The 16,784-nt window shown below is 55.7% G+C and carries 16 protein-coding genes; 12 read left to right on the plus strand and 4 right to left on the minus strand.

What is annotated here, in order from left to right; translation table 11 throughout:
- Positions 1–13: 13 nt before the first annotated feature.
- Positions 14–451, minus strand: coding sequence for a translocase (locus tag RDL66_RS03760; RefSeq protein ID WP_297723360.1), 438 nt, complete (start codon positions 449–451; stop codon positions 14–16).
- 98 nt (positions 452–549) lie between these two features.
- On the opposite strand from RDL66_RS03760, the gene moaC reads away from it, so the two are divergent.
- From moaC to RDL66_RS03785, 5 genes are all read left to right on the plus strand, one after another.
- Positions 550–1,032, plus strand: coding sequence for a cyclic pyranopterin monophosphate synthase MoaC (moaC, locus tag RDL66_RS03765; protein WP_297723439.1), 483 nt, complete (start codon positions 550–552; stop codon positions 1,030–1,032).
- Positions 1,029–1,556 carry a MogA/MoaB family molybdenum cofactor biosynthesis protein gene (locus RDL66_RS03770; protein WP_297723362.1) on the plus strand — a complete coding sequence of 176 codons (528 nt, stop codon included), beginning with the start codon at positions 1,029–1,031 and terminating at the stop codon, positions 1,554–1,556. The genes moaC and RDL66_RS03770 overlap by 4 nt, the downstream gene beginning before the upstream one ends.
- Before the next feature lie 204 nt (positions 1,557–1,760).
- A complete protein-coding gene (locus tag RDL66_RS03775) occupies positions 1,761–2,561 on the plus strand; it encodes a transporter substrate-binding domain-containing protein (RefSeq protein WP_308535289.1) in 801 nt (266 codons plus the stop codon).
- Positions 2,562–2,650: 89 nt separating this feature from the next.
- Complete coding sequence (locus tag RDL66_RS03780; protein ID WP_297723366.1) at positions 2,651–3,547, plus strand: transporter substrate-binding domain-containing protein; 897 nt, start codon at positions 2,651–2,653, stop codon at positions 3,545–3,547.
- Positions 3,548–3,570: 23 nt separating this feature from the next.
- Complete coding sequence (locus tag RDL66_RS03785) at positions 3,571–5,232, plus strand: methyl-accepting chemotaxis protein (RefSeq protein WP_308535291.1); 1,662 nt, start codon at positions 3,571–3,573, stop codon at positions 5,230–5,232.
- Positions 5,233–5,250: 18 nt separating this feature from the next.
- Here the strand turns inward: RDL66_RS03785 and RDL66_RS03790 are convergent, their stop codons facing one another.
- Both RDL66_RS03790 and RDL66_RS03795 read right to left on the minus strand, forming a co-directional pair.
- Complete coding sequence (locus tag RDL66_RS03790) at positions 5,251–6,834, minus strand: TrkA C-terminal domain-containing protein (protein WP_308535293.1); 1,584 nt, start codon at positions 6,832–6,834, stop codon at positions 5,251–5,253.
- 65 nt (positions 6,835–6,899) lie between these two features.
- Positions 6,900–8,378 (minus strand): threonine/serine exporter family protein, encoded by a 1,479-nt coding sequence (locus RDL66_RS03795; RefSeq protein WP_308535295.1) that lies wholly within the window; start codon positions 8,376–8,378, stop codon positions 6,900–6,902.
- Between the two features lie 277 nt (positions 8,379–8,655).
- Between RDL66_RS03795 and RDL66_RS03800 the strand changes: the two genes are divergently transcribed.
- The 7 genes from RDL66_RS03800 (at position 8,656) to RDL66_RS03830 (ending at position 16,219) form a co-directional block, all read left to right on the plus strand.
- Positions 8,656–10,497, plus strand: a complete 1,842-nt coding sequence (locus tag RDL66_RS03800; RefSeq protein WP_308535296.1) for an acetolactate synthase large subunit — start codon at positions 8,656–8,658, stop codon at positions 10,495–10,497.
- Positions 10,498–10,499: 2 nt separating this feature from the next.
- Positions 10,500–11,003, plus strand: a complete 504-nt coding sequence (gene ilvN / locus RDL66_RS03805) for an acetolactate synthase small subunit (RefSeq protein ID WP_298635632.1) — start codon at positions 10,500–10,502, stop codon at positions 11,001–11,003.
- A gap of 96 nt (positions 11,004–11,099) precedes the next feature.
- The gene (gene ilvC / locus RDL66_RS03810) at positions 11,100–12,128 is read left to right on the plus strand and encodes a ketol-acid reductoisomerase (protein ID WP_308535300.1); all 1,029 of its coding nucleotides are present in this window, start codon (positions 11,100–11,102) and stop codon (positions 12,126–12,128) included.
- A gap of 27 nt (positions 12,129–12,155) precedes the next feature.
- Positions 12,156–13,121, plus strand: a complete 966-nt coding sequence (locus tag RDL66_RS03815; protein WP_308535348.1) for a DMT family transporter — start codon at positions 12,156–12,158, stop codon at positions 13,119–13,121.
- Entirely contained in the window at positions 13,118–14,170 is a 1,053-nt protein-coding gene (locus tag RDL66_RS03820) for a 3-isopropylmalate dehydrogenase (protein ID WP_308535302.1), read from the plus strand. The genes RDL66_RS03815 and RDL66_RS03820 overlap by 4 nt, the downstream gene beginning before the upstream one ends.
- 97 nt (positions 14,171–14,267) lie before the next feature.
- The gene (locus RDL66_RS03825; protein ID WP_308535304.1) at positions 14,268–15,395 is read left to right on the plus strand and encodes a branched-chain amino acid aminotransferase; all 1,128 of its coding nucleotides are present in this window, start codon (positions 14,268–14,270) and stop codon (positions 15,393–15,395) included.
- Positions 15,396–15,409: 14 nt separating this feature from the next.
- A complete protein-coding gene (locus RDL66_RS03830) occupies positions 15,410–16,219 on the plus strand; it encodes a hypothetical protein (protein ID WP_308535306.1) in 810 nt (269 codons plus the stop codon).
- A 97-nt stretch (positions 16,220–16,316) separates the two neighbouring features.
- On the opposite strand, the gene RDL66_RS03835 is transcribed toward RDL66_RS03830, so the two are convergent.
- On the minus strand, positions 16,317–16,673 hold the full coding sequence (locus tag RDL66_RS03835) for a DUF4870 domain-containing protein (protein ID WP_308535307.1): 357 nt from the start codon (positions 16,671–16,673) through the stop codon (positions 16,317–16,319).
- Positions 16,674–16,784 lie beyond the last annotated feature (111 nt).

Consider the following 16,784-nt stretch of genomic DNA (forward strand, 5'->3'; position numbering starts at 1 on the left):
CAAGTTTATCAGTTTACGCGGGTTTCTCTTGACGGGGAGTGGCCGGAGGAGCGTCTGGAGGCTCGGCCGGAGGGTTAGCAGGGGAATCGTCAGGTTTAGGGCCGGCCTGCGGTTTGGGATTGCCCGGGGTTTTTTCCGGCACAAGGCCCTGGGTGGCGGCTTTCTCGATACTGGTGGCTTGCTCCATCCACAACTGCATTTCTTCGGCGACCGCGTCTTTAATCATCTTGCGCGGGTCGTATTCGCGCGGGTCAAAGTTTTTTAAATCAACATTCAAGCCGGACTTGGTGAAATTTGCCTCTTCGCGCAGCCGGGCGGACCACGCCCGCAGCCACTCGATGACTCCTTTGAACCACAGCAGAGCTTGGGCGGCGTGTTTCGGACCGATGACGATGACGCCCACGACCAAAATGAGCAGCAGCTCCGAACCGCTGATCCCAAAAAATTCCACCTGACAATTCTAGTAAAGGAAACGATTTCCTGCATATATTAAAAGGGTCAGATGAGGAAACTTGCACCGAAACGGGGACGTCCCCGGGGAGACTTGTGATGGAAAATACCCTACCCATGAACCACCTGAACGAACGCGGCGAGGCCCGCATGGTGGACGTGTCAGCGAAAAGTGAGACGTTGCGCGAAGCGCGGGCGCAAGCCACAGTCAGCGTATCACCCCAGGTAGCCGCCGCTTTACGCGATAATCGTGTCCCGAAAGGAGACGCCCTGGCAGTAGCGCGCATCGCCGGGATTCAGGCCGTGAAACGCACCCCGGAACTGCTCCCGCTGGCCCACCCCTTGGGAATCGACTACGTAGCCCTGGACATTACCCAGGAGGGCAACGAGGTCATTTTGCGCTCCACGGTGAAATGTGTGGAACGTACCGGAGTGGAGATGGAGGCGTTGACCGCGGTCACGGTGGGGGCGTTAGCGCTGGTAGATATGCTGAAAGGGGTGGACCGCCAGATTACCTTGCGTGAGGCTTTCGTGACCTATAAATCCGGAGGCCGTTCGGGCACGTGGGAGCGGGAATCATGAGCCACGTCGAACAGTCTTTGCCGCCACAGACACCGGCTTGTGTCATCACAGTTTCGGATTCCGTTTCTGCGGGCGTGAACCCGGATCGGTCCGGTCCGCTGGCGGTGGAATTGCTGACGGAACTGGGATTTGCGGTGACTGGACCGGTGGTGGTTCCCGACGGGGTGGACTCCGTTCACAAGGCCGTGGCGGCGGCGTGTCGCAGTGGGGCGCGGTTGGTCTTTACGACAGGAGGGACGGGGGTCAGTCCCCGAGACCTCACGCCCGAAGCTGTTGAGGGACTGGTAACAGCCCGTTTGAGCGGAGTGGAAGCCGCGTTGCTGGAACGTAACCGACAGGCTGGGCCCCTGGGCATGCTGTCTCGTCCCGTGGTGGGGATTTCCACGCGGGCAGCGGGGGCCGCCCTAGTGGTGTGTTCCCCCGGTTCTCCGGGCGCGGTGCGTGATACAGTAGAAGTTCTCACCCCGGTGCTGGGCCATGTCCTGGCAGTTTTGGATCGGAACGATACCGCGTTGGCAGAGTGAATCTTTCAGTAAATCTTCAGCCAGGTAGGGGTAAAATTTTGGGTACTTCAGTTAGTGTTAACTCTGTAAATGTTGGGGGGGTCAGCCTAGAACAGGAGGTTGTTGGCTGATATGAAATTCACGATGAGGTTGGTTGCAGCAGCGTGTGTAGCAATGACGGCAGTGGCGCTTTCGTCATGTGCGTTAGCAGGAAAATCGGGGGCGATGCAGTCTTACGATTTTAATTCCATCAAACCCGATCCGGTTATCGCGGCGATGGTGCCGCAGGAAAATCGGGAAACGTTGCGGGTTGCTATGGAACTGCATTATTCCCCGGCGGAATTTCTCGATGACGCCAATCAGCCGGTGGGCTATGAGGTCGACGTCTTAAAAGCTCTCGCTAAGGTAATGGGCATCAAAGAAGTGCAATTCATCGACGAAGATTTTGACTCCATCATTCCCAAGGTAAACGAGGGCACCGATGATTTGGGCATGGCCGCTTTGACGTTGAATAAAGAGCGGCTCCGCCAGGGAAATATGGTGTCCTATGTTGAGGCAGGTTACAGCTATGCAACCCAGCGAGATAACCCGAAGGAATTTGACCCGGTCTCGCCTTGTGGATTTAGCGTGGCGGCACAGTCGGACACCACGCAGGCCGACACCTTGCAGGCGGCCAGCGATGAGTGTGTGTCAATAGGTAAGCCGCCGGTCACTATCATTACTGAGCCAGATCAGGACAAATTGATTTCCCAGGTCGACCAGGGAAGCATTGATGCCATCATCGGAGAAACACCCATTTTGGCCTATAACCAGGCAAAATACCAGAATTTTGAGATGTTCGGGGAGTCCTTCGGGAATGCTCCGCAGGGTCCTTTCATCGCGAAAGACAATCCTGAGCTGGCCAAAGCCATTCAAGCCGGTCTGCAAAAGATGATGGATACGGGAATGCTTGCGGATGTGCTGTCTCCCTGGGGTGAAGAGACTATAGCGTTGCACTATGCCACGCTAAACCCGCCGATTGCCTGAAATCCCTTTCAAATTTTTCTCTCTGGGATACTATGGAACGGTAGAGTTGTTGGCGATGCCCCTTTTCCGAGGGGAGGAAAGCAAAGGCAATGAAACTCATAGTGAAGATGATCTCGGCAGCAGCGGGTGCAGCTTTGTTGGGAGCAACGCTTACTTCTTGTTCCGGCTCGACCAGTTCAGCAGGGGTGAAATCCTATAACTTCGATTCCATCAAACCGGATGCTGAAATCGTGGCGATGGTACCGCAGGCGAACCGGGATACCCTGCGGGTCGCGATGGATATTCCCTATTCTCCCGCCGAGTTCTTCGATGACAACAATCAGCCGGTCGGCTACGAAGTCGATGTCTTAAAAGCCTTGTCGAAGCTGATGGGCGTGTCGGAACTGAAAATTGCCGATGAAGAATTTGACGCAATTATTCCCAAGGTTAACGATGGCACCTATGACATCGTCATGGCATCCATGACTCTCAACAAGACCCGGATGGACCAGACCAATATGGTTGCCTACATTAAGGCGGGTTACATCTATGGCACCCAGGCGGGCAACCCCAATAATTTCGATCCCGCCAACTCTTGCGGATTGAAAGTCGCCACCCAGGCAGACACCACGCAGGCCGAAATTTTGCAGGCGGCCAGCGATTCTTGTGTGAAAGCTGGAAAACCGGCGATACAGATTGTCTCTGATGCCGACCAAGATAAGTTGGTGCAACAGGTTGCGGAAGGAACCTTGGATGCCGTCATCGGGGAGAGCCCGATTATGGCTTACGCCGAGTCGAGGAATCCGAAGTTCGCCACTATCGGTGAGGCTTTCCAGGTGACGCCGCAGGGCCCGGTCACTGCGAAAGACAATCCTGAGCTGGCCAAAGCCATTCAAGCCGGTCTCCAAAAGATGATGGATACGGGAATGCTGAAAGATGTACTTGCGCCCTGGGGCGAGGAATTCATCGCGCTCAACTACGCAACCTTAAATCCGCCGATTGCTTAATTTTCTTCAGGGAGGAAATGAAAATGCGTTTTTCATCAATGATTAAAATCACCATGACCGTGGTGCTGGTGCTGGTGGTTTTCGGTCTGGCTGCCCAGGTTGGCACCATTGTCACGACGGGTCAGGTCAATCAGGCTCAAGAAGAATCCAACCAGCGCAATAACGGGATTACCTACCTCAAGAATGCCCGGACCAGCCTGGCTGACAACGCGCGGGTTTTTGTAATTTCCGGCCTGGAAGAGGCCATGCTGGATTACTTCAACCAGGTCTATGTGAATCGCGATTCTGAGTATGGAGCCAGCCTCATCGCCGACAACGGCGGTACGCAAGACCAAGATAAGCTGGTGCAGCAGTCTTTGGAAGCCGCGAAAGTTACTCAAAAAACCGAAATGCACGCCATGGCTTTGGCGGCTTTGGGCCGGGGAAGTGACTTCAGCGCTCTGCCAGCAGATTTGGAACACTTCCAGTTCTCGCCAGAGGAACTGGCTATGGATTCCGCGACCCAGCTGCAGACAGCCTCGGATTTGGTGTTTGGAGAAACTTACTCCAATTCTTACAAGTCCGTGATGTCGCCTTTAAATATGTTGAATCAGCTGGAAACTGGGTCCGCCAACGCTGCCGATACCCAAATGGGCCGGGCCGCCTCCCTGCAAAAGATCACCATCTATATTTTGATTGGGATATTTATCGTTTTGGCGGTAGCGGTGCTGCTGTTCCTGATTGCAGCGCTGCGTACCGTACGCCTGCCCCTCTCTCGGCATACTGTGGCTTTGCAGAATCATGATCAGTATGATTTGAGCTTCCGGTTGCGTGACGATACCGGGGTGCCGGAGATTCGGGATTTGGCTAAGGCTTTTAATGGGCAGAACGATCAGGTTAATGAGTTGATTGGGGAAGTCAGCGGGACTTCTGTGGGGTTGCAGGAGCATGCCGTTAATTTGGCGGATACGGCTGCTGAGTTGGATCAGTCTGCGCAGGATACTCGGTCTCGGGCGGCGGGGGCTGCTGAGCAGGCGCAGTTGTTGGCTACGAATATGGATACTTTGAGTGCGGCGATGGAGGAGATGCAGGCGGCGATTCGTCAGATTTCTGAGTCGGCTACGTCGGCTTCGCGGATTTCTGAGGAGGCGGTGGAGTCGGTGGGTTCGGCGACGAAGGTTATCGACACGTTGGGTGAGTCTTCGCAGTCTATTGGGGAGATTACGAATTCGATTACTTCGATTGCAGAACAGACGAATCTTTTGGCGCTCAATGCGACGATTGAGGCAGCTCGTGCGGGCGACGCTGGTAAGGGCTTTGCGGTAGTGGCCGGCGAGGTCAAGGATTTGGCTGCGCAGACGGCTGCGGCTACGGCAGATATTTCTGAGCGAGTGAGTTCTATTCAAGAAGACTCCACCAAGGCGGCTGAGGCTATTACTCAGATTAGTGAGATTATTGCGCGGATTAATGATTCTCAGCAGACGATTGCCTCGGCGGTCGAGGAGCAGACAGCGACGACGAATGAGATGTTTGGGGTCGTTCGTGGGGCTGCGCAGACGACTCAGGATATTGTGGGTTCGATTGAGACGGTTTCGTCTACGGCAGAGAAATCTGCGGAGGGTGCGCGTACGACTTTGGAGGCTGGTCAGGCGGTTGCTGATTCCTCCAGCCAGCTGAGCAAACTCGTCTCCCGCTACCACCAGTAAGGGCGGGTCTGCAGCGGTCTAAAGCATCCCGACAAACGTTCCGCACAGAATCTTGGTAATCATTGCTACGGGATAAGCCATGGCGTAGCCCAGGGAAACCCGAGGGTCGGTGTTGGTTTGGTCGTTAGCGAATCCCAACACCGCCGGCTGGGTTTGGGCGCCGCCCATGAAGCCGGAGAGCTTCGTGCCTCCCATTTTGGCTACCAGACGCATCAGGATGAACAAGGTGAGTCCAAACACATTGGTGACAATGAAGCCGAGAAGCAAAATTCTCCACCAATCCCCGCCGGTGAAAGCGGTTTGAATGGAGCCTCCGGCATTCGTTCCGGCCTGGGCCAGGAACAGCAGCAGTCCGATTTCGCCCAAGACTTGACCAGTGGTGTAGGGCAGAGTCGTGACAAATGGGCCGATGCGCCCCACGCGGCCCATAATCAATCCCATAATGATGATTCCGGCGGCATACCCGATGTTGAAGTATCCGCCTCCGGGGTTGGGAATGGGAATCTCACCAATGAGGAAACCTAAGGTCATCCCGATGCCCAGCGCTACCGGGTTGAGTGAGGTGAGTCCGCGGGTGGAATCGCCCAGGTATTTGGTGATGACCGAGATGCTTGATTTCGGCGCCACCACGCGCAGTCGGTCGCCCAGCTGCAACGTAAAGTCCGGGTAAGCCACCATGTCTACGTCTCCGCGTCGAACTCGTGACACCGTGGCACCAAAGCGGTCACCCATGTTTAGCTCTGCGATAGTCTTGCCGGCTTTGGTGGCGTCGGAAAGGGTAATGCGCCGATAGTCCAGGTAGCTGCGGTCGGTCTGTAGTGAATGGGAGGACGAATGACCCAATTCTTCGATAATGATGTGAACGGCAGAGGCCTCGCCCACAATCGTAATCAAATCGCCGGGGTTGAGCGTATCAGACATATTGGGGCGGGTGATTGGCCCCTGTTCGCCACGGCGCAGACGTGAAAAAGCTAATTTTTCGTTGAATCTCTCATAAATTTCGCCTAAGCGGGGCTGGGTGTCGATCTCCACCCGAATCGTTTTGGACACGACAGGACTGGGGGCGTCCCGGTCATTTTTGCCCTTTTTCAGTGCCAGGGAGGCGAAAAATAGCATTCCAAGGACACCGTAGAGGTAAGCAATAGAATAGCCGACCGTGGAGGTGGCGATATCCCCGGATGTTTCCCCTCCCGCCTCGAGCATCGGAGTGTTCGTCAGTGCCCCGGAGAGGGTCCCCACAATTTGGCTGATTGGCATTCCCAGCAAGGTGCCGATTCCCACCGCGACAGCACTGACTCCCACATAGGCTCCGACCAACAGGAGGATTGATTTCCAGGCAGTTTGTAGGGTCGCAAAAAAGTTCGGACCAGAGTTTGAACCAATACAAAATGCGAACAAAGAGAGTCCCAGTACGGCGATTTCTTTCGGAATCATGAGCTTTATGCCCGAAGCACTGGCCCAGGCGGAGACGCCGATAGCGAGGAACAACACCGCGGCTGCGCCCAGAGAAACACCTTTGACTTTGATGTGCCCAAAGGCCATGCCTATTCCCAATAAAGCAGCTAAAAGGACAATTGGGTGGGTTGCGAAAAATTCGAACAAAATGTCCTCCAGAGACGTAGTGATAAATCAACCTTGTGGTCGGGAAAACCAACAAAGTCAGTCTATCAGCGCATACTGAAAGAATCGTCAGCGTCGGCATTAAGAACGGGGTGGGTGTCGACAATTTCCTTGTCTTGCAGCCAATTTCGATCCGTGAGCATCCGGGCTGTGGAAAGGCCGATGCCAATGGCCAAAATGACCACGGACACTTCGCTAAGGGAGGCGATAGCTCCTATCGTATTTCCTTCGTTGAGGTGTACTAAGGCTGAATAGAGAGGAACGCCGGGAACCATCAGCACTGCTGCCGGAACGGACAACGAGACTCGTGAATAGTTAAAGTTCGACAGACGGGAAATAACGTCAGCAAGCAGACCGATTGCCAGCGCCTCCAGCCCTACCGAAAATTGCCAATTGAATCCCGATTCCACAACAAAAAAACGCAACGGATTAACCAGAGCGCATATCAACCCGGCATAGACGCACAGTCGCCGGGTCGAATTGAACAGCATGGCAAACCCGGCAGAGGCCACAAATGAACAGAATGTTCGGGCGAAGTACAGCCAATGCCCCTCCAGAGGCGGGTTCACCGCGGGGTCTACCGCCCAGTGGAAGGTTAGGGACACAATCCACACGCTCACTCCGGCTGAAATAATCAACATCAAGGTATAAACCAGGCGCGGTATCCCAGCGGAAAGATCCAGGCGTACCAAATCGAGCATCGAGGTAATGAGCGGGAAACCGGGAACCAAAAACAGTACCGCGGAGACAATTCCCACCCGGAATCCGAGAGGATCAGCTGTTATCCAAGGCGGTATAGTCGCCAGAACCGCTGGTGAATAGGCGCGCTGCAGCATCGTTTCCAGTAGCACGGCGCAACCGATGTAGACCAGTGAGGCAGCAAAACCGGCGGTCATCCAGACCGCAAAATGATTAGTTTTCTTTGCCATCATTATCCGGCGCACGCTTTGCCCGAATCCCGCCGCTACACCAGCCAGAACGCACTCGATGAGCCCGCCGCGGTTCAGGAAACAGAAACAGGCACAGGCAAATCCTGCTGCCAAAGTGTTAGCAATCTTATTGAATTCAGGTTTGTAGGACTCAATGCGATCCATGAGCCGGTTTGCCTCGCTGACGGGCGTATCCGGTTTAATGTTTTGGATAAACAGGCGCAGTCGATCAAGTTTGGCCGCGTTGGTGCCAAAGTCCCTCTGTTCCGAGATCTCGGTCCGGGAAAAAGGGCGCAGATAGACGGTGGAACTGATTTCGCCAAAGGTGACTTGGACGTGGTGTTCATCGGCTCCCAACGCGGTAGCCAGGCGTGCCATAGAAATCTTAATCCGGTACGCAGAAGCCCCGCAGGACTGCAGCATATGGCCTAAACGCATAGTTGTGCGGGAGACTTCCGTGAGCTGGATACGAATTTTTTCGTACTCAACCATGCTCTGGGTATTGACTTCAATAGGCTCGTCAGCAGCTTTTTTCTTGGGGGTAAAGGCGTGGTCGCGCTCGCCACGCAGTCGTTCCAAGTGCTTTGACAGAAACATTGCGGTCTGCTCTTTCACGCGTCGGGGAAAATTTAGATTCAATGACACAAACAGATTTAACCATCTGGTGGACGCCATTAATCAGGACTAAGGGCACAGCCAGCGGAAATGATGAGGCTACCCTAAGTTTGAGAGCGCCAGCTACCACTGCTTCCGGCTTTCTGGCGGGGGTATAGCCCTGTAAGGAAGTGTCTCATTATTCGGTTCGAAATCCACATAGTGAGATTTTCCCCTTGCGGGTTTCCATCCTTTTAGCCCCAGAGTTACAGTTGGGTGCATGAGCGAACCAGAAACGAAATCCATGGGAGCCTATGGCCCCGAGGAGACCCCCAATGAAATTGATCCCGCCGCTCGCGGCGAAGTCATGACCGGTGCGAAAGCTGTCATTCGTACCTTGGAGGAACTGGGAGTGACCGATATTTTCGGGATTCCCGGCGGGGCGATTCTCTCCACTTTTGATCCGCTGTATGACTCCCAGAAACTCAACTTCGTGCTGACCCGCCACGAACAGGGCGCCGCCCACGCTGCTGAGGGCTACGCGAAATCCACCGGGAAAACCGGGGTAGCGCTGGTGACTTCGGGACCGGCCGCCACAAACCTTCTAACCGGTCTGGCTGACGCCATGATGGATTCGGTCCCCATGGTCGCGATAACCGGCCAGGTCGGAGCGGAGTCTATCGGTACTGATGCCTTCCAGGAATCCGACATTGTCGGTGCCTCAATGCCCCTGACGAAACACAGTTTCCTGGTGACGCGCCCCCAGGACATTCCTTCCCGCCTAGCGGAGGCCTTCTTCATCGCTTCCTCCGGGCGTCCCGGACCTGTTTTAGTGGACATCACGAAAACGGCCCAGAACAAAAAAATGGCCTTTACCTGGCCTCCGCCGATGGAGCTACCCGGATATAAACTGCCTGGCAAGCCTTCCAAACAGCAAATTGCGGCGGCGGCGACCGAAATCGCGGGAGCACATCGACCGGTGCTATATATCGGTGGCGGAATTATTGGTGCCGATGCGACCGCAGAGCTGAAAGAATTGGCGGATGCCACCGGGGCTCCCGTAGTCACCACCCTGACCGCGCGCGGGGCTTTCCCGGATGACTCTCCGCAACATATGGGAATGCCGGGGATGCACGGTTGCGTGTCCGCGGTGCTGTCGATGCAACAGGCGGATCTGTTGATTGCGCTCGGTACGCGTTTCGATGACCGGGTCACCGGGGACGTGAAATCCTTCGCTCCTCACGCCAAGGTCATCCACGTTGATATCGATGCGGCCGAAATCTCAAAAATCCGTCACGCCGATGTTCCTATCGTGGGGGATTTGAAAGAAGTCGTCGCGGCGTTGCTGCGGGCACTGCCCCAAGCCTACAAACAGTATGGCCGGCCGGACTTAACCGCGTGGATGAAGTCCTTGACCAAACTGAAAGACAAGTACCCCGCGTACTTCGACGATACCCTGGACGGCCTGGTCAGCCCGCAGAAAGCTATCAAGGTGCTTGACGAGGTCAGCGACGACGACGCGATTGTGGTCACCGGGGTCGGTCAGCACCAGATGTGGGCATCCCAGTTTATGACCTACCGTTACCCGCGCACCTACATTTCGTCTTGCGGTCTGGGAACGATGGGATTCGGCGTCCCCGCCGCGATGGGCGCAAAAGTCGCCAATCCGGATCGGGAAGTCTGGCTCATTGACGGAGACGGTTCGTTCCAGATGACGAATCAGGAATTGGCCACCTGCACCCAAATGCATATCCCGATAAAGGTGCTGCTCATCAACAACTCCTCGCTGGGGATGGTGCGCCAATGGCAGACCCTGTTCTATAACGAACGCTATTCTCAGACCGACCTGCATGACGGAGCCCGTAACCTCGACGAGGCGGACCGGGTGGGAATCCCCGATTTCATGCTCTTGGCGAAAGCCTACGGAGCTGAGGGAATCCGGGTAACTGACCCGAAAGACTTGCGAAAAGCCTTAGAGAAAGCTCACCAGATTGACGACTGTCCGGTCGTGGTCGAGGTGCTGGTCAGTCCCGATGCCATGGTGTTCCCGATGGTTCCCGCCGGGCAGACCAACGACAAAGTCATTTACGCCCCTGACAAGACTGTGACCTGGGAGGACTAAACATGAATATGACGCATACCCTGTCGGTGCTTGTCGAAAACAAGCCTGGCGTTTTGACCCGCGTGGCGGCGCTGTTTGCCCGCCGTGCCTTTAACATTCAATCCCTCGCGGTGGGAGAAACAGAGAAACCGGAGATTTCGCGCATCACCATCGTGGTCGATGTTTCCGAGGTGTCCCTGGAACAGGTCACGAAACAGCTGAACAAGCTGGTGAACGTGCTGAAAATCGTGGAGTTAGAGCCCGAACGAGCCGTCGAGAGAGAACTCATGCTCATCAAAGTTTCGGCTGACGACACGAATCGAACTGCGGTACTCCAGATTGTGGACCTGTTCCGGGCTCACGTCGTGGACGTGTCACGAGGCACCCTGGTCATCGAATCCATTGGTTCCCCAGCGAAACACGCGGCTTTGTTGCGCGAGTTGGAGCCGTACGGAGTTCGGGAAATCGTCCAATCGGGCAACGTCGCGATTGGTCGCGGCTCGAAGTCCATCACCGATCAAATTTAGGGGCAAATTAACCGGACTTTGCCTACTCTTTGCACGGAAAAACACCCTATATCTTTTTCAATGAAACACCTCTACAATTACTAAGGAGAAAAAATCATGGCAGAAATTTATTACGAAGACGATGCTGACCTGTCGCTCATTCAGTCTCAGAAGGTGGCCGTAATTGGTTACGGCTCCCAGGGTCATGCCCACGCGCTGAACCTGCGCGATTCTGGGGTCGACGTGGTCGTGGGCTTGCGCGAAAGCTCTTCCTCCCGGGCGAAAGCCGAGGAACAGGGCTTGACGGTGAAAACCGTGGCAGATGCCGTGAAAGAAGCCGACGTAGTCATGATTCTGTTGCCCGACCAGGTGCAGAGCAAGGTCTATGCCGCCGAAATCGAGCCGAACCTGAAGCCGAACGCCGCTCTGTTCTTTGCCCACGGGTTCAACATCCGTTTCGGATACATCAAGCCCGGTCCCGGCCACGACGTGTGCATGGTGGCTCCCAAGGGTCCGGGGCACGTGGTGCGCCGTACTTTCGTTGCCGGTCAGGGCGTTCCCGACGTTATCGCGGTGGAATGTGACGCATCCGGACGCGCTTGGGAACTGACAAAGTCCTACGCGAAAGGCATCGGCGGGACCCGCGCCGGCGTCATCAAGACGACCTTCACCGAAGAAACGGAAACCGACCTCTTCGGCGAACAGAACGTGCTGTGTGGCGGTCTGTCCAAACTGATTCAGTACGGTTTCGAAACCCTGGTTGAGGCCGGATATCAGCCCGAAATCGCCTATTTCGAGGTGTGCCACGAGATGAAGTTGATTGTGGACCTCATCAATGAAGGCGGTCTGTCCAAGATGCGCTGGTCGATTTCCGACACCGCTGAATACGGCGACTACGTCTCCGGGCCGCGCGTCATCACCCCCGACGTGAAGGAACACATGAAGGGCGTCCTGGCGGACATTCAAAACGGCAGCTTCGCCAAGCGCTTCATGGACGACCAGAACTCCGGTGCCGCCGAGTTCAAGCGCCTGCGCGCCGAGGGCGAAGGCCACCAAATCGAGAAGGTCGGCCTGGAGCTGCGCAAGATGTTTACCTGGAACACCAACAATGACACCGATTATGTGGAGGGCCACGCCGCTCGCTAATCACCTAGTACAGATAAGGACATCATGATGAAAAAGTTAATCCCCATTTTAGCGTTGGCTTCAGTTTGCGCTGCGTGGGGGTCAACTTTTTTCATGATAAAGGATCATGTTCTGGATGAAGTTCCGGCTTCTGACTTCCTGACCGTGCGCTTTATTCTCGCGGCCCTGATTGCTTGCGCGTTGTGGTTTCGGGAACTGCGCACGGCGGGATGGAAGACGCTGGCTCTCGGCTTCGGGGCGGGGGTCCTCTACGGTTTGGGTCAACTGGCGCAAACGTGGGGATTAAACCTGACCTCTCCGGCTACCTCGGGATTCATCACCGCCATGTCCATAGTCTTTGTGCCTTTCGTGGCGTTGATTCTGTTCCGGGAACGTTTCAAGCCAATTACCTGGCTGTGGATGCTGCTGGCCGCTCTCGGCTTGGCAGCACTGTCCCTGCAAGGGTGGTCCTTTGGTTTTGGTGAGCTGATAACCCTGTTGGGAGCGTTATTCTTTGCCATCCAGGTGGCGACTCTCGGTGTAATCTCGCCGGGACGTCCCGCAGGAGCGCTGGCTACCATGCAGATGGTGGGGACCGCGGCGGTGAACGCTGTTCCGGCGCTTTCGGATGGGGAACTTACCCTACCCTCCAGCGGTGCTGCCTGGGCTAGCCTCATCTATATGGTTCTGATTTGTGCTGTGGGGGCTCTGTTCATCCAGACCTGGGCACAAGCGCGGATGTCCTCTACCGAGGCGGCCTTGATTATGGCCTGTGAACCGCTCTTTGCCACCCTTTTTTCGGTAGTGTTCAGCGGGGAAGCCCTGACGTGGCGGCTCCTGGTGGGCGGTGCCCTCATCATGGTGGCGATTGTGGCGGCGCAACTGGTCGGGGTTCATCCCGATGCAGAGAAGCCAGTTCCGGACGACAGCCGCGAAGCTGCTCCTTTAACTGAGAACCGCACCAGGAAAACCGCCGATTTTAGACATAAAAAGAAAGTAGGAGTTACGTTATGACGAGCATCGATTTGGCCTTGATTCCAGGGGATGGCATCGGTCACGAGGTCGTTCCCGAGGCCGTGAAGGTCCTCAAAAAGGTCCTGGAGGGTGCGGACGTTGGTTTGAAAACCACCCTCTATGATTTGGGGGCGGCTCGTTACCATCGTGATGGGGTGGTTTTGGATGATGCCACGGAACAAGCCCTGCGTGGCCATGATGCGATTTTGCTGGGGGCGGTAGGAGATCCTTCCGTGCAGTCCGGGGTGCTGGAACGCGGGCTGCTATTGAAGCTGCGTTTCGATTTCGACCACTACGTGAATCTGCGCCCTTCCAAGTATTATCCGGGGGTGCCGACCCCGTTGGCGAATCCCGGCAACATTGATTTTGTGGTGGTGCGCGAAGGCACGGAAGGCCTGTACTGCGGTAACGGTGGGGTGTTGCGTCGAGGCACACCACAAGAGATTGCCACCGAAGTGTCCGTGAACACGCGTCTCGGCGTGGAGCGGGTCGTGCGTTACGCTTTTGCGCAGGCTCAGGCGCGCCGCCGGCATCTGACTTACGTGCACAAGCACAATGTGCTGGTCAATGCCGGACACTTGTGGCGTCGCTGTGTGGAGGAAGTCGCGGCAGAATTTCCGGAAGTGGAAGTCGATTACCTGCACGTTGATGCGGCCACGATTTTCCTGGTCACGAACCCGGCCCGGTTTGACGTGATTGTGACCGATAACCTGTTCGGCGACATCTTGACTGACGAAGCTGGGGCAATCACCGGCGGCATCGGCTTGGCGGCATCGGGAAACATCAACCCGGAAAAAACCTTCCCGTCCATGTTTGAACCCGTTCACGGCTCCGCCCCGGATATCGCTGGCCAGGGCAAAGCCGACCCGACCGCCACTATTGCGAGTCTGGTGCTGATGCTCAACCACCTGGAATATCCCCAGTTGGCGGCGAACATCCAACGCGCTATTGATGCGGATATGGCCGACCGCGCCGCCGCGTCTACGGCCGGGACGCCCCTGGTGCGCACCACCAGTGAAATCGGCGACGCGATAGCCGCCGCTCTCTAGGGCTGGTGACCACGAATCCCCGAAAACCCTAAAATCCCGGGCACAGCGTGCCTCGAACCACTCTTACCTATCAACAACCCAATGAAAGAAGAACAACATGAGTAACCTCGAAGAACTCGCGAAACAGCCGCTGCCTAACGCCAATGAACTGGCGGGGCGATTCCCGCACCAGCCTCATGACCATAGGGCCGACGAAGCCACCTACCGGGAAGTAATGCAAAAACTCGCTTTCGGTCAATCCTTTAGCGATTACATGGCACACGCCCTGTGGACCAAGGACGGCGGCTGGCAGGAAAAGGATTTGCGTCCCTATGGGCCACTGCCGGTGTATCCGGGAACCTCGGTACTGCATTACGGTCAGGAGGTTTTTGAAGGGTTGAAGGCGTACCGCCGGGCCGACAACACGATTTGGCTGTTCCGTCCTGCTTTCAACGCAAACCGGTTCAATCAGTCCGCGCGCCGCATGGCGCTACCGGAAATCCCGGTAGAGGACTTCGTGGGGTCTTGTGTGGATTTGGTGCGTGCCGATGCCCGCTGGGTACCCGTCAAAGACGGCGCCACCCTGTATCTGCGCCCCTTTATGTATGCCTCGGAGTCTTTCCTGGGGGTGCATCCGGCTCACGAGGTGACCTACCTCAACATCGGTTCGCCGTCCGGGCCCTACTTCGACAACGGTTTTTCGCCCGTTTCGATTTATGTGTCTGAGGATTACCACCGCGCCGGACCGGGCGGTACCGGTGAAGCCAAGACTTCCGGTAACTACGCGGCGTCTTTGCAGCCCCAAGAGATTGCGGCGGAAAAGGGTTACGCGCAGGTGTGCTTCCTGGATGGGGAAACGAATACCTATATCGACGAGCTGGGCGGCATGAATGTCTTTGTGGTGTACCGCGACGGTAAAGTGGCGACCCCGCAGCTCACCGGGTGCATCTTGGAGGGCGGCACCCGCGGTGCGATTATTCAGGTTCTGGCTGATGAAGGTATTACCGTCAGCGAGGAACGCATCGCCCTGCACCAGCTGTTGGACGACATTCGCTCCGGCAAGGTCGCCGAGTTCCTGGCTTGTGGGACGGCCGCGGTCGTGACCCCGATTGGCAAACTCGGCGGGAAAGACTTTGAGCTGGAGGTTCCCACCGGCCCGATGACCAAGCACATCCACGACGTCATCACCGGCATTCAGTGGGGACGCCGCGAGGATCCCCACGGCTGGTGCTACCGGGTGCTGTAGTCTGAACGGTTAATATGGACGATACCTTAGAGGTCGCATTTATTTCGCATTCTGGCTCCAGCCAGGGGAATATCCTGTCCGATTCCGAGAGACAGGAATTTGTCGGGCTATTTGCTGGCTGGAGTGAAGAATGCTTGGATTTCGAAGAGAACCGGTGCGCTCCTTGGTATTACCATCCGGAGGAACCTTGGTCACGAGACATTCCTAACTTGCTTTCGTGGGTTTACCTAACTTTCCCGGAATCGCAAAAGCCTCCGTTCGCGCTGCTGTTCGCGGCGATGTCGCATTGTGTGCGGTTGGTGAAGCCTGCCACCGTCGATGGAGTATTCATAAGAGTTGGTTCGTTTGAGTTTCCCCTCGGCAAGCAAACCGTGTCCTATGGACAATCATCGGTTGAGACGAGTTCAGCTATGTCTCGGCTGCAGCGGTTCGTCGGTGCGGTTATGCCGCAGGTGATTTTTCCAGATGTCAGGGGAGAATCGTATCTCGAAATCATCGCAGAGAACTTCCGCAAGCCGCAACAAGCGACGGTAACCATCGAATATGCCGACCAAAATGTTGAACCGTTTTGGGATATATTTTCCGAACTTGTCCAACACCAGGAAAAGCACATAATTTATTGTTCCGAAACCGCCTCGTGCAATCAGGCGGCGTCGAGCACGCCACGTCAGGCCAGCCCGAATTCGAGACAATCTGATTCACGACAGGTCAAAGTGGACGTTTGGGATCCCATAGTAATCGGCAGACTAACGCGGATTATTTTCCAAGCCCTGCACTTAGCTAACATCTCGTATCCTCTAGCCATAACTATTGAAAAATGCTAGCCTCCTAGGCCGCAAATAATGTTTTCGAGCCCGCGTCTCTGGCAACGAAGTGTCTCCAGATAGAACGACGTCTATCTGGAAACCGCAATATCAGTAATTAATTCAGAATCGGCAGCTGGAAGGGGTAGACGTAGACCTGCTGGTTAGAGGCGGCGATGGCACCGCGGATGCTGTGCCACAAGGTCAGAGCGAACACCGCCAGCCACAGAACCAGAGCCACAGGGATTAACAGGATAGTAAAGAAAGCAATCCACCCGGCGATACCAGCAATCCACATGGCGACGTTAAAGTTAAACGCTCCAGCCGCAGCGACGCGCACTGCCGGGGAACTGTCCTTTTTCACCAACCAGACGATGAGCGGTCCCAAGAATGACAGCCAGCCGGCGGAAACAGCCATAGCGATGAGCACGGAAAGATGAGCGAAAATCGCCCACAAACGTTCATTTTGATTCACTCGGATATTTTTTCATGCCGTGGACATAGCCGCAACTGGAAACATGATTCCCTAATTTGGAACCTTTCCCTTCCGCCACCGACACCTTTTAAAAATAATTCAGAGGCGGGG

Origin of the sequence: uncultured Mobiluncus sp., from assembly GCF_902488535.1 — a bacterium.
GTDB lineage: Bacteria > Actinomycetota > Actinomycetes > Actinomycetales > Actinomycetaceae > Mobiluncus.

Coding starts and splice junctions, on each gene's coding strand:
- moaC (WP_297723439.1), top strand. CDS start 550: ATGGAAAATACCCTACCCATGAACCACCTGAACGAACGCGGCGAGGCC.
- RDL66_RS03770 (WP_297723362.1), top strand. CDS start 1,029: ATGAGCCACGTCGAACAGTCTTTGCCGCCACAGACACCGGCTTGTGTC.
- RDL66_RS03775 (WP_308535289.1), top strand. CDS start 1,761: ATGCAGTCTTACGATTTTAATTCCATCAAACCCGATCCGGTTATCGCG.
- RDL66_RS03780 (WP_297723366.1), top strand. CDS start 2,651: ATGAAACTCATAGTGAAGATGATCTCGGCAGCAGCGGGTGCAGCTTTG.
- RDL66_RS03785 (WP_308535291.1), top strand. CDS start 3,571: ATGCGTTTTTCATCAATGATTAAAATCACCATGACCGTGGTGCTGGTG.
- RDL66_RS03795 (WP_308535295.1), bottom strand. CDS start 8,378: ATGTTTCTGTCAAAGCACTTGGAACGACTGCGTGGCGAGCGCGACCAC.
- RDL66_RS03800 (WP_308535296.1), top strand. CDS start 8,656: ATGAGCGAACCAGAAACGAAATCCATGGGAGCCTATGGCCCCGAGGAG.
- ilvN (WP_298635632.1), top strand. CDS start 10,500: ATGAATATGACGCATACCCTGTCGGTGCTTGTCGAAAACAAGCCTGGC.
- ilvC (WP_308535300.1), top strand. CDS start 11,100: ATGGCAGAAATTTATTACGAAGACGATGCTGACCTGTCGCTCATTCAG.
- RDL66_RS03815 (WP_308535348.1), top strand. CDS start 12,156: ATGAAAAAGTTAATCCCCATTTTAGCGTTGGCTTCAGTTTGCGCTGCG.
- RDL66_RS03820 (WP_308535302.1), top strand. CDS start 13,118: ATGACGAGCATCGATTTGGCCTTGATTCCAGGGGATGGCATCGGTCAC.
- RDL66_RS03825 (WP_308535304.1), top strand. CDS start 14,268: ATGAGTAACCTCGAAGAACTCGCGAAACAGCCGCTGCCTAACGCCAAT.
- RDL66_RS03830 (WP_308535306.1), top strand. CDS start 15,410: ATGGACGATACCTTAGAGGTCGCATTTATTTCGCATTCTGGCTCCAGC.